The organism is Planococcus beijingensis, assembly GCF_016820615.1.
GTDB lineage: Bacteria > Bacillota > Bacilli > Bacillales_A > Planococcaceae > Planococcus > Planococcus notacanthi.
Genome location: NZ_JADHDZ010000001.1, coordinates 864380 through 877673, shown reverse-complemented (window position 1 = coordinate 877673; position 13294 = coordinate 864380). Strand labels below are relative to the sequence as shown.

At 47.1% G+C, this 13294-nt stretch carries 12 protein-coding genes; all 12 read right to left on the bottom strand.

All coding sequences use genetic code 11. The annotated features are described in order from the left end of the window. Positions 1-8: 8 nt before the first annotated feature. The 12 genes from IRE19_RS04110 to sdaAB all read right to left on the bottom strand — a co-directional run bounded on the left by IRE19_RS04110 (position 9) and on the right by sdaAB (position 13258). Entirely contained in the window at positions 9-332 is a 324-nt protein-coding gene (locus tag IRE19_RS04110; RefSeq protein ID WP_191714498.1) for a putative DNA-binding protein, read from the bottom strand. Positions 333-399: 67 nt separating this feature from the next. Beyond that, on the bottom strand, positions 400-1416 hold the full coding sequence (ftsY, locus tag IRE19_RS04105) for a signal recognition particle-docking protein FtsY (RefSeq protein ID WP_191714044.1): 1017 nt from the start codon (positions 1414-1416) through the stop codon (positions 400-402). A 15-nt stretch (positions 1417-1431) separates the two neighbouring features. Continuing rightward, a complete protein-coding gene (gene smc / locus IRE19_RS04100; protein WP_203339425.1) occupies positions 1432-4980 on the bottom strand; it encodes a chromosome segregation protein SMC in 3549 nt (1182 codons plus the stop codon). 2 nt (positions 4981-4982) lie between these two features. Beyond that, positions 4983-5738 carry a ribonuclease III gene (rnc, locus tag IRE19_RS04095; RefSeq protein WP_284700300.1) on the bottom strand — a complete coding sequence of 252 codons (756 nt, stop codon included), beginning with the start codon at positions 5736-5738 and terminating at the stop codon, positions 4983-4985. A gap of 291 nt (positions 5739-6029) precedes the next feature. After that, entirely contained in the window at positions 6030-6266 is a 237-nt protein-coding gene (locus IRE19_RS04090; protein ID WP_146556574.1) for an acyl carrier protein, read from the bottom strand. Positions 6267-6306: 40 nt separating this feature from the next. Then, a complete protein-coding gene (gene fabG, locus IRE19_RS04085; RefSeq protein ID WP_191714042.1) occupies positions 6307-7053 on the bottom strand; it encodes a 3-oxoacyl-[acyl-carrier-protein] reductase in 747 nt (248 codons plus the stop codon). Next, complete coding sequence (gene fabD, locus IRE19_RS04080) at positions 7050-7988, bottom strand: ACP S-malonyltransferase (protein ID WP_191714041.1); 939 nt, start codon at positions 7986-7988, stop codon at positions 7050-7052. The genes fabG and fabD overlap by 4 nt, the downstream gene beginning before the upstream one ends. Then, the gene (plsX, locus tag IRE19_RS04075) at positions 7978-8976 is read right to left on the bottom strand and encodes a phosphate acyltransferase PlsX (protein WP_191714040.1); all 999 of its coding nucleotides are present in this window, start codon (positions 8974-8976) and stop codon (positions 7978-7980) included. Before plsX ends, fabD begins: the two co-directional genes overlap by 11 nt. Next, positions 8973-9557, bottom strand: a complete 585-nt coding sequence (gene fapR, locus IRE19_RS04070) for a transcription factor FapR (protein WP_191714039.1) — start codon at positions 9555-9557, stop codon at positions 8973-8975. The genes plsX and fapR overlap by 4 nt, the downstream gene beginning before the upstream one ends. 90 nt (positions 9558-9647) lie before the next feature. Continuing rightward, positions 9648-11690 carry an ATP-dependent DNA helicase RecG gene (gene recG / locus IRE19_RS04065; protein ID WP_203339706.1) on the bottom strand — a complete coding sequence of 681 codons (2043 nt, stop codon included), beginning with the start codon at positions 11688-11690 and terminating at the stop codon, positions 9648-9650. Continuing rightward, positions 11680-12579: an L-serine ammonia-lyase, iron-sulfur-dependent, subunit alpha gene (gene sdaAA, locus IRE19_RS04060; protein WP_203339424.1), complete on the bottom strand. Its 900-nt coding sequence runs from the start codon at positions 12577-12579 to the stop codon at positions 11680-11682. The genes recG and sdaAA overlap by 11 nt, the downstream gene beginning before the upstream one ends. A gap of 16 nt (positions 12580-12595) precedes the next feature. Next, on the bottom strand, positions 12596-13258 hold the full coding sequence (sdaAB, locus tag IRE19_RS04055) for an L-serine ammonia-lyase, iron-sulfur-dependent subunit beta (protein WP_203339423.1): 663 nt from the start codon (positions 13256-13258) through the stop codon (positions 12596-12598). Positions 13259-13294: the final 36 nt, after the last annotated feature.

The following is a 13294-nucleotide window of genomic DNA, read 5'->3' as shown; positions in this document are numbered from 1 at the left end:
TCCGCCTCCTAGTCCCATTCCTTCAGTTCGTCCAGAAATTGCTGGACGTGTTCTTCTGTGAATGGCTGTTTTTCAAATGACGAAACCAATTGCTGCCGTTTCTGAAATTTCTCGAACAGCTGCAATTTGCGTTCATATTCTTCGAGCATCGCTTCCGTTCGGCGGATATTATCATAAACTGCCTGGCGGGTGATGTCGTATTCTTCCGCAATTTCGCCCAGTGAATGGTCATCTAAATAATACAGCATCATATAGCTGCGCTGTTTAGGCGTCAGGAGCTCCTGATAGAAATCAAACAAATAGTTCATGCGTGTTGTTTTTTCCAATCCCATCATTGATGCTCACCCCACTCATTCTACTGCTTAGAATACTGAATTTTAATAGTGCTGTCAAGTAATTTTACTTGTCTGTCTGTGCATCTTCCAATTGCTGCTCTTTATCCAAGCCTTCAGCAAATAGACCATAGACATATTTTTGGGCGTCAAACGGTTGGAGATCATCCAATTTTTCACCCAAGCCTACGTATTTCACAGGAATCTTCAGCTTGTTGCGGATCGCCAAGACAATACCGCCTTTTGCCGTTCCATCCAATTTGGTCAGGACAATGCCTGTAACATCCGTTACTTCTTTGAACGTCTGCGCTTGGATCATGGCATTTTGTCCGGTTGTGGCATCAAGTGCCAACAGCACTTCATGGGGCGCGCCTGGAACTTCACGTGATATGACACGGTGCACTTTCTGCAGTTCATTCATCAGATTGACTTTGTTCTGGAGACGGCCAGCCGTATCACAGATCAAAACATCCACTCCGCGGGATTTAGCCGAACGGACAGCGTCATACATGACGGCCGCAGGATCTGAACCTTCGCTTTGCTTGATGACGTCAACGCCTACACGCTGGCCCCAAACATCCAATTGTTCGATTGCTCCCGCACGGAATGTATCACCTGCGGCCAACATGACGGTTTTGCCTTCGTTTTTGAAACGATGCGCTAATTTACCGATTGTGGTAGTTTTTCCGACCCCATTGACGCCGACCATTAAAATAACCGTCAGACCCTCAACGAAATTGATTTCGTTGATTTCGGCTTCGCCAGCCTGATAGATTTCAACCAATTTTTCAGAGATGACAGATTGAACGTTTGATGTGTCCTTGACGTTTTTCCTCTGGACTTCAAAACGCAAGTCGTCCATCAACTCAAGGACTGTTTCAAATCCAACGTCCGCCTGCAACAGGATTTCTTCCAGTTCCTCAAAAAAGTCTTCGTCGACTTTGCGGTATTTCGCCACCAAATCATTGATTTTTGAAGTAAAGCCTGTACGGGTTTTGGCTAAGCCTTCCTTGTATTTTTCAGTTGATTCTTCAGCCTCGGCGTTCCCAGCAAATTTTTCTTTTAATTTTTTAAAGAAACTCACGTGACCACTCCTCTTTTAAATTTTCTCTTCAAGTTTAACGGACACCAATTTCGAAATTCCAGATTCCTGCATGGTTATGCCATACAAAACATCCGCGCCTTCCATCGTTCCTTTACGATGCGTAATGACGATGAACTGTGTGTCTTCGCTGAATTTCTTCAGGTATTGACTGTAACGCACGACATTCGATTCATCAAGTGCCGCTTCTACTTCGTCAAGGACACAGAATGGCACAGGGCGCACATTCAAAATCGCAAACAATAAAGCGATGGCAGTCAGTGCACGTTCCCCTCCCGATAAAAGGGTCAGGTTCTGCAGTTTTTTGCCTGGCGGCTGAGCGATTATTTCCACACCGGTCATAAGCAAGTCCTGCGGATCGGTCAGTACGAGATCCGCCGAACCTCCACCAAAAAGCTCTTTGAAGACACGTTGGAACTGTTTGCGGATTGCGTGGAAGGTTTCATCGAAACGGCTGGTCATTTCCCCATCCATTTCACGAATCAATGTACGCAAAGTATCTTTTGCTTCATTCAAGTCATTGCGCTGCTCCGTCAAAAATGCATGGCGGTCAGAAACATGATCGAATTCCTCGATGGCGCCAAGATGCACCGGCCCGAGTTCCTCAATCGACTGCTTCAGCAACTTGACCTTTCTGCGGACAACTGTTTCTTCGTCCATCATTTCAAATTGTTTCGCCTGCTCCAGTGTCAGCTGGTAACTGGCTTCAAGCTGCGCAATAAGGCTTTGGATCTGGACATCCAATCGCGTCGATTTGACTTCACAGATTCGGATGGCCTCTACATAGCCTTTGTAGATGCGCTGTTGTTCCTTTAGGTTTTCTTCAAGCTCATTCAGGCCATTTTGCTGCTCTGCCCGCTGTTCTTTCGTCTGGTTGACAGTTTGCTGAATCTGCACTTTCTTCGCTGACCAAGACTCGATTTCACGAAGGATTTCCTCATCCGAATAGACTTTTGCCGCTTCTTCCGACTGGATCCACTGCAGTTCTTTTTGATGTTCCTGCAGCTTGCGGTTACTTTTCTCCAAGCGTTCAGAAAGTTCAGCTTCGCTGGCAGTCAATTGCGTGACACGTTCTTTTGTCACCGCATATAAGGACTTCTGTTCAGCTAATTTCTCCAGAACCTGATCGCGTGCTGATTCATTTTGCTGCTTGAACAGCGTCAATTCGTCGATTTTCACAGTAATGGCGTGCAATTCTTTAACGATGCTCTCAAGGCGGCTGGCGGCTGTTTCCTGACGCCCGGTAATGGCCGTCAAATCGTATTCCCTGTTTTTCTGTTGCGCTTCGAAAAGGCGGAAACGCTCAATGGTGGTTTTTAGTACCGCCTCAATTTCACGCAGGATAATGGCACTTTCGGCTTCCATATCGCGGTATTTTTCGCCTTCGGCCCGCAGAATTTGAATCGATTCTTCAGCTGCTTTGACATCCGCCTGCTCTTTCTGAACGGTTTTCTCTGCATTCAGGATCGTTTCTTTCAATTCCGAAGCCTGTACCAGCAATTGTTCAAGCTCCGCTTTTCGCGTAAAGAAAGAGGCTTGCATTTTGCTGGCTCCGCCTGTCATCGATCCACCGGCATTGACGATATCGCCTTCTAGTGTCACAACACGGAAACGGTTGCCGGTTGCTCTTGCAATAGCCGTGGCACCTTTTAAATCAGTCGCAATGATGACATTGCCCAATAAGTTTTCAATGATCATGCTGTATTGTGGATCGTAGCTGACCAATTCAAAAGCCATGCTGATATAGGAAGGATGTTCACGGACCGTGGCCAGTGTATGTTCTGGAATCTTTCTGGCCTTCATGACAGTCATCGGCAGGAACGTAGAACGGCCTGCTCTTTTCTTCCGAAGAAAATTGATGGCTTCACGGGCATGCTGTTCATTTTCCGTGACAATGTGCTGGCTGGAAGCGCCCAAAGCCGTTTCGATGGCTTTGGCGTGGGTTTTCTCCACTTGCGCAAGCTCAGCGACAGCCCCTCTAATTCCTGCTAGATGACCTTTTTCACGCGCTACCAACACTTCACGTACCCCTTGGAAAAACCCTGAAAAATCAGCTTCCAATTCTTGAAGTGTGCCAATCCGTGCAGCTAATTGCTTCTGCGATTGATACGCCTGGAACAGCATCGACTGTTTTTGTTCGAAGTTTTGCTTCTGCTGTTGGTAGGCAGCTTCGCTGTCTTTGTATTGCTGGCGTTTGTCATCCAATAACGTTCGGATTTCTTGAGCGTTCTGCTCCGCTTTCGTTTTTTCACTTTCCAGCTTGGACAACTCTGCCGTAAAGTCCGTGCGCTGTGATTCGATGCGTCCTGTCGACTCGGATAATTGCTGTGCCTGCAAACCGATATTCTTCAATTCATTTTTAACTGTTGCCTGTTCATTCATCAATTCAATATAAATAGACTTGCAGTTTTCAATTTCATTTTCGATGTCAGCCGGGCTGCGGTTCAATTGTTCTTCAAGTTGTTTGATTGCCGCTCTAATTGTCTGCAGCTCCACTTTGCGCTCTTCCAGCAAAACTAATTGCTCGGTATGCTTCTTTTCCAAAAAAACATTTTCTATTTTTTCAGCATCCACATTTTCCTGCAATTGCTTGGCTTGCCGATGGGCATTGCTCTTTTTCTCGGACATGAGCAATTTGCGCCCTTGCCATTTCTCGGTCTCCGCACTCGCTTCCACAAGAGAATTCTGCGCCTGATCTATTTTATTATCCAGATCAGCCAAAGTACGGCGGATTTTTGCAACTGCACGTTCTTTCAGATGGATATCAGCTGATAATTGCTGTTCTTTTTCCGTATGTGCTGCAGCATCGAACGTCAGCTGTTCCAATTCCTGCTCCAAGTTGCCCGCATCAAATGCCAATAAAGCGATATCGGCATCTTTCAGTTGTTCGTTCATATCCAAATAATCGCGCGCTGTAGAAGCTTGGATCTGAAGCGGTTCCATCCGGCCATCCAATTCATGCAGGATATCCAGCACCCGATTCAGGTTTTCATCGGTTTCGTTTAATTTCACTTCAGCTTTTTTCTTGCGCTGTTTGTATTTCAGGACACCGGCGGCTTCTTCAAAAATCGACCGGCGCTCTTCTGCTTTGGAATTCAGGATCTCGTCTACACGCCCCTGTGAAATGATGGAAAAGGCTTCTTTTCCAAGCCCTGAATCCATAAACAGGTCGGTGATATCCTTTAGCCGGCAATTTTGCTTGTTCAGCAAATAGGCACTTTCGCCACTGCGAAAAACCCTTCTCGTTACGCTGACTTCGCTGTAATCGAGAGGGACACGGCCATCTGCATTATCTAAAATTAACGTGACTTCCGCAAAATTCAGCGGTTTTCGGGAATCGCTTCCTGAAAAGATCACATCTTCCATTTTGGCTCCGCGCAGTGATTTCGCGGATTGTTCACCGAGCACCCAACGGATGGCATCGGTGACATTGCTTTTGCCGCTGCCGTTCGGTCCGACGACGGCTGTTACTCCAGGTACAAAATCAATGCCAATGCGATCAGCAAACGATTTGAACCCCATGACTTCCAATCTCTTCAAAAACATCGTTAATCCTCCGCTGCTTCTTGCAATTTACGGATTGCCAGCTGAGCTGCCTGCTGTTCCGCCTCTTTTTTGGACCGGCCGTTGCCGACTCCGAGCTCCTGGTCTGCCAGAGACACTCGCGTCACGAACACACGGCTGTGTGCAGGTCCGGTTTCATCGATAATTTCATAACTCAATGCCCCATTATTCTTCTGCTGTATTAATTCCTGCAATTGGCTTTTATAATCCATCACATGCGAAAAAGCACCGATTTCTACTTTTGGAAACAATATCTTCTCCAAAAACGCGACAACTGGGTCCATTCCCTGATCCAGGTACAGAGCGCCGATATAGGATTCAAATACATCTGCAAGCAAAGCTGGACGCGTCCGCCCCCCTGTCAGCTCTTCCCCTTTTCCTAACAGGATGTATTTGCCGAACCCAAGTTCATTGGCAAATAAAACAAGTGACGGTTCACAAACGATGGCTGCACGCAGCTTCGTCAATTCACCTTCGCTCATTTCAGGATATTTCATATAGAGGTAATGCGAAACCGATAGTTCCAGCACTGCATCTCCCAAAAATTCCAATCGTTCGTTATCGGTAAATTGTTTTCTCCGATGCTCATTCACATAAGATGAATGCGTAAATGCCTGATACAGCAGGGCGGGTTTATTAAATGAAACGTTCAGCTCTTTTTGCAGTTGTTCAAACGCCACTTTGGCACTTTCTTTTATAACGCCCGGCTTTTGATGATTCGCTTTTCTATTCATTGCCATTTTTTATCTGCCTTCCTTTGTAGACTTCCATCAATTTTACCTTTTTTTCAGCTATTGTGCAAAAAGAGAATTGACGCACAACTGCTTAGTATAACAGCAATTGTGCGTCAATGGGTGTTTAAGTATCTTTTTCGAAAGGACCGCTTGGTCGCTTCTGCATTTCTTGGTGTCCAGCTTCAGCGATCAGACCCTCGGGGTCATAAGTCACGTCGACTGTGCGGCAAAAACACGCCGCTTCGTCAACGCGCCTTATGCCTGTCGGGTCTTAACGATCGCTTCAGCATTTCGGCCTTAAGCTTGCTTCTTCTCGATGTACGTTACTGCGTCGCCTACTGTAGCCATGCTTTCAGCATCTTCGTCAGAAATTTCCATATCGAATTCATCTTCAAGTTCCATAACCAATTCCACTACGTCCAATGAATCTGCACCTAGGTCACCGGTAAATGAAGCTTCAAGTTTCACTTCGCTTTCTTCTACACCTAGACGATCCACGATTACTTTAGTTACTCTCTCTAATACTGTTGACAATGTCGTCACCTCCCCTCAAATCAGTATACAAAAAACTTTCTTACATGACCATTCCGCCATCAAGGTGAAGCGTTTGGCCCGTCATATAGGAAGCATCATCAGAAGCCAGGAAAAGCGCAGCTTTCGCGACATCTTCAGGCGCACCGAACCGGCCCAACGGAATTTGTCCCAACATTGCTTTTTGGACATCTTCGGTCAATTGGTCGGTCATATCGGTCGTGATGAATCCGGGCGCTACAGCATTGGCTGTGATGCCACGGCTTGCCAATTCACGGGCTGTTGTTTTAGTCAGTCCGATGACACCCGCTTTTGATGCGACATAGTTTGCCTGTCCCGCATTGCCCATGACACCCACGATTGAAGCGATGTTGATGATCCGGCCAGCACGTTGTTTCATCATTTGGCGGGTCACTGCTTTGGTGCAAACAAAGACGCCTTTTAAATTGGTGTTGATGACGTCATCCCATTCATCGTCTTTCATGCGCATCATCAGGTTATCACGGGTAATTCCGGCGTTATTGACTAAAATATCCACAGACCCGAAAGTTTTCATGGCTCCATCCACCATTGCCTTGACTGATTCTGAATCTGAGACATTGGCTTTGACTGCAATCGCTTCTCCGCCGTTCGCTTGGATATCTGCTACAACCGCTTCCGCTTTTTCTTGGCTGCCGCTGTAATTGACAACCACTTTAGCTCCGTTTGCTGCGAATTGCCGAGCGATTTCCGCTCCGATCCCGCGGGACGCTCCGGTAATGATTGCTGTTTTCCCAGCTAATTTGCTCATTTCGCCAACTCCTCTACCGCTTTTTCAAATGACTCCAGGTCATAGACCGGCAAGGTTTTAACCGAACGGTCAATTTTTTTCACAAGTCCGCTCAATACTTTTCCTGGGCCGATTTCGATGAAGACCGTAACGTCCAAATCGATCATTTCACGGACAGATTGCTCCCATAGCACCGGTGAATACAATTGGCGTACCAATAGATCCTGTATTTGAGCAGCATTCGTTTCCGATTTGGCCGTAACATTCGAAACCACCGGTACTTTAGCATCCAATAGGAAAGCAGCACTCAATTCTTTTGCCAGGTCCTGCGATGCCGAACGCATCAATTCCGAATGGAAGGGTCCGCTGACATCAAGCGGAATCGCTCTTTTAGCACCGCGTTCTTTGGCCAGCAGACAAGCCTGCTCCACTCCTGCTTTTGTTCCAGAGATAACGATTTGTCCTGGGCAATTTAAGTTGGCCAATTGAACAACACCTGTGGTATCAGTGACTTCATTCGTCACTTTTTCCAGCTCTGCACTGTCCATACCCAGAATAGCCGCCATCGTGCCTTCTCCTGCAGGAAAAGCGGTATTCATGAACAAACCACGTTTATGTACGATGTCGACAGCTGTCGGAAATTCCATCACATTGGAAGTAACCAGCGCGCTGTATTCACCAAGGCTATGGCCGGCTGTATAGTCAGGCCGGATACCAGCACGGATCAACCGTTCTGTAATCATTGAACTGACTGTCAGCAAGGCAGGTTGAGCATGATAAGTCAGCGTCAATTCTTCCTGCGGCCCTTCAAGCATCAGTTTGGATAAGTTCAGGCCTAGGGACTGATCCGCGTTTTCAAAGAACTTCCGGCTTGTATCATCAGTTAAAAAGCTTTCGCCCATTCCGACCGCCTGAGATCCTTGGCCTGGATAGATAAATGCAATTTTAGTCTTCATGGACAGTCTCCTTTTTCAGCGTACTGTAAATTGTGCCGGTTACATCGTATTCCACCATCGTGCGTGTCTGGCGTATCGCATTGAACAATGCTGTAGCGTTCGACGAACCATGAGCTTTGATGACCGGCGCCTTCAAACCAAACAGGCCAGCACCGCCGTATTCGCTGTAATCCAGCATGCCTTTCAAGCCTTTGATATTGTCTTTCACCAAGAAAGCGGCAACTTTTGTTTTAGCAGAACTCATGAACACATCTTTAATCATGGAAAAGACATTCATTGCCGTACCTTCTATTGTTTTCAACACCATATTGCCTGTAAACCCATCGGTGACCACAACATCCGCAACACCATTCAACAGATCACGCGATTCCACGTTGCCGATAAAATTGACAGGCGCTTCTTTTAATAAAGGAAAAGCTGCTTTGGTCAAATCATTGCCTTTTTTCTCTTCCGTTCCGATATTCAGTAATCCGACCGTCGGATTTTTAATACCCCGGACTTTTTCCGCATAGATGCTTCCCATGATGGCGTATTGCACAAGGTGCTCCGGCCGGGCTTCTGCATTGGCGCCCATGTCCAGCATAACAAACCCTTTTCCATCAATAGTCGGCAAGGTTGGTGCCAATGCAGGCCGGTCCACACCGTCAATTCGGCCTACAACAAACAAGCCTGCTGACATGAGTGCTCCTGTATTTCCCGCTGATACGCATGCGTCTGCCTGGCCGTCTTTTACAGCTTGAGCCATACGGACCATAGAAGCGTCTTTCTTGCGTCTGACTGAACGGACCGGATCATCTTCCGACTCGATGACCTCTTCACAATGGACGATTGTCAGGCGTTCATGTTCCTTAAGAAATTCCTGCATTTTTTCCTGATGGCCGTATAGTTGGATTTCAATATCACTGAATTCATCCAATGCTTTGTATACTCCTGCGATAATTTCTTTTGGGGCATTATCTCCACCCATTGCGTCAACCGCTATTTTCATTTCTCGTCACCTTCACTTTGCTCTGTCATTCGATACATTTCAAATGTTCCGATGAAAACCGTCACCTGATCGACTGCCGAAACGACTTTCACGAACGCCCGATTTTTTTCAGGATGGCTGTCGATCACTTCCGCTTTCGCAACGACACGCTGACCCGCTGTTACCGGACGCAAAAACTGCAGTTCCGATTTCACAGTCAATGCCAGCTCTTCGTTCATCACCGCAACTGCCAAGGAATTGGCCTGAGCGAACAGGTGATGTCCTCTGGCAATCTGATTGCGCTGAAAAACATGTTCCGGTTTTACATCAAAAATCGAAATTGCTTTTTTATCCAATTCAATATCAATAATCTCTCCGATCACTTCATCTATCGGGAGAGATTTCACTTCGTCTTCAAAGGTCTTTACAGCGACATGTTTAATGCGCTCCCGCAACTCCGGTATGGCTAGTTCCATCCGGTCCAAACGGATTGTCTGCACACTGACATCAAATTCTACCGACAGTTCTTCGTCCGTTACAAACGGATTGTCTCTGATGGTATCTTTTAATGCTTGTTGCCGCTCTTTTTTTGGTCTTCTCACTGTGTCACCGCCCGCTATTAGCACTTGGTACTAATATCAGTATATAAATAACAAAAAAAGAATGCAAGGAAAATTATGCTCCCTGCATTCTTAATCCAATCTTCCACCGGATAATACACCCGACTGTTCTATTTGGCGGCGCAGACAGCGCATTTCATCCGCTTGCCAGAATTCTTCGCTGCCGATCAGTTGTTCCGCGTCTTTTCTGGCTGTCTCCAGTGCCCGGTAATCATGCACAAGGTCTGCCATTTTAAATTCGGGAATACCGCTTTGTTTGCGGCCGAAAAAGTCTCCCGGTCCCCTCAGCTGCAGATCTTTCTCTGCAAGCACAAAGCCGTCATTGGTTTCAGTCATCGTCGCCATGCGTTCTTTGCCGATTTCCGTTTTCGGATCCGCCAACAGGACACAATAAGATTGTTCGCTGCCGCGCCCGACACGGCCACGCAATTGATGGAGCTGCGACAAACCGAAGCGTTCAGCATCATAAATGAGCATGAAAGAAGCATTCGGCACATTGACTCCGACTTCCACTACAGTTGTCGATACCAAGACATCGATTTTGCCTTCTGTGAACTCGCGCATGGTCTGTTCTTTTTCTTCAGAGTGCAGGCGGCCGTGCATCAATCCGACCGTAAAACGGTCTTTGAAATACATCGCCAACTGCTGAAACAGATCGACTGCATTTTGGTAATCCAATTTATCGGATTCCTCAATTAATGGACAGATGACATAAGCTTGTCGTCCAGCCGACAACTCTTTTTCCATTCGCCCAACAATTTTGCCGAACATTTCTTTTTTCATCCAGTAGGTTTCAATTTCTTTTCGGCCAACTGGCATTTCATCAATAATGGACACGTCCATTTCCCCGAAAGCAGAAATGGCCAAGGTCCGTGGAATTGGAGTAGCAGTCATGAACAGCACGTCCGGATTATAACCTTTGTCTTTCAGGACACGCCGCTGGTCTACACCGAAACGATGCTGCTCATCAGTTATGACGAGCCCCAGTTTATGGAACTGTACTTCCGGCTGAATTAACGCGTGGGTACCGATCAGCAAATCGATTTCTCCTGCTGCCAGCTGCTGGAGGATCAATTGGCGCTTCTTGCCTTTTACCGATCCTGTCAGCAAAGCAATATTCAAAGAAAATGGCTGGAACCATTCTGCCAGTGTATTGGCATGCTGCTCAGCGAGGATTTCAGTCGGCGCCATCAAAGCGCCCTGTAACCCAGCCGTATGGGCTGCATACAACGCAATGGCCGCGACAACTGTCTTACCGGAACCTACATCCCCCTGCAACAGGCGGTTCATGCGGAACGGCTCTTTCATGTCCTTACAAATTTCATTGACTACGCGTTTTTGCGCCGCAGTCAAATCGAAAGGCAAGGCGTCAATAAAGACCTTCAAGCGCTCCAGGTCGTAGTCGATAAACGAACCGCCTTCTTCTTCACGGTTCTTTTTGCGGAGGGCCTGCATCTTCAATTGAAACATCAATAACTCTTCATAGACAAAGCGCCTGCGCGCCTGTTTGACCGCTTCCCCGTCTGGCGGAAAGTGAACCCATTCCAAGGCATCCTGAATTGAAGCCAACTGGTAAGTGTCAAGAAAGCGCTTGGGCAGACATTCTTCAATGTCTTCTTTCGCCAGATCCAACGCCTGCCTCATCAGTTTACGGAATGTTTTTTGGTGGATGCTGCCTTTCAAGCTATAGACAGGTTCAAAATCCGCGCCCTCGGTACGCGGACCGATGGAATGGCTCGAGACCGTAATCACTTGACGGCCACGGTCCCATTTTCCGGTAAGCGTGATGATTTCGCCTAAATGCAATTTCGCTTTAACATAAGGCTGATTAAAGAAAATAGCCTTAACCAAGTGACGGCCAACCAGCACCCGTACTTGTGTGCGTGATTTTTTCTTACCCAAAAAAAGGATGGAAGCTTCGCTCTCCACCCGTCCTTCCACCGTCACCCGTTCATTATGCGGTGTATCCGCCAAATCCTTCAATTGAAAATCTTCATGGCGATATGGAAATGTCATGATCAAGTCATGTATGGTCTCAATTTTCATTTCCTGCAGGGTTTCAGCGGCTTGTTTGCCGACCCCTTTTAATGTGGCGACTGAATCTTTACTGCCCACTGCCAACAACTGCTCCTCCAAAGATCTTGGACTCAAGCCACTTTCCGGTAGGAGTTGCAGCAAGTCCGCCTTTTGCAGTTTCCCGCAATGCGCTCGGCATGGATTGGCCGATTTCGAACATTGCACCGATCACTTCATCGCATGGAATGCGGCTGGTGACGCCGGCCAGGGCCATATCTGCTGCTACAACTGCGTTGGCAGCTCCCATTGCATTACGCTTCACACACGGCACTTCCACTAATCCCGCCACTGGATCGCAGACCAAACCAAGCATGTTTTTCATCGTGATCGCAAATGCTTCCGAACTTTGCTGAGGTGTTCCGCCCGCCATTTCGATTATCGCCGCCGATGCCATTCCGGCTGCCGATCCTACTTCTGCCTGGCATCCGCCTGCTGCTCCAGAAATCGAGGCATTATTGGCTACGACAAATCCGAAAGCCCCTGCCGTAAACAAATAGCGGATCATCTGCTCTCTGGTCGGATTTAATTTATTCTGTACCGCAAATAAAGTTCCCGGCACCACGCCAGCCGATCCTGCTGTCGGTGTCGCACAAATAGTTCCCATGGCAGCGTTTACTTCATTAGTCGCAACTGCTTTGCTGACTGCATCAAGCAAAAGGTCCCCAGAGAGCGTATTGCCTTTCGCACGATAAGCCTGCAACAGGACAGCGTCTCCGCCAGTCAATCCTGACACGGAATGAACGCCTTGCAGGCCTTTTTCTACGGCTTCTTCCATGACCGTTAAATTACGGTCCATCTGCTTCATAATATCTTCACGTGAACGGTCTGTCATGAGCATCTCTTGTTCAATCATGATTTCAGAAATCAATTTCTGTTCTTTTTCAGCCCGCTCAACCAATTCTCGTACATTGCGGAATAAAGCTTCCATTTTTATACCCTCCAATTTAATCGGCGATTCTCGTCACCTGCGTGATATTCGGAAGTTTTCTCAACTCATCCATTACTTCTCGATCCACATTTTGATCGACTTCGATGACCATCAATGCCATATGCCCTTTTTCTTTGCGGGATACTTCCATGTGGCCAATATTAATATCATATTTATACAAACAGTTTGCCACATTGGCAATACAGCCTGAACGGTCTTCATGAACTACCAGAATCGCCGGGTGATTGCCTGACAAGCGAAGTGGAAAGCCGTTCAATTCCGTAATTTCAATTTTTCCGCCGCCGATTGAAATGCCCATCATCGACATTTCAGAATCCTGGTCACCGATGACGATGCGCGCTGTGTTCGGATGGTCTACATGGCCGATCTCCGGAATAAACTCAAACGACATTCCCACTTTCTCAGCTTCCTCGAATGAAGTCTTAATGCGTTCATCAAACGTGTCATAATCCAATAATCCACCAATGATTGCGACATCCGTGCTATGTCCTTTATAGGTTTCTGCAAACGAGCCATAAAGATGCACTTTTGCCCAGTTCGGCTGTCTGCCGAATAAATCCCTCGCTACTCTTCCGATGCGGGCTGCTCCCGCAGTATGCGAAGATGAAGGCCCAATCATGACTGGGCCGATAATATCAAAAACAGATTTGAACTTCATGGCTCAAACCCCTCTCTTTCGGTTACGTATATCAAT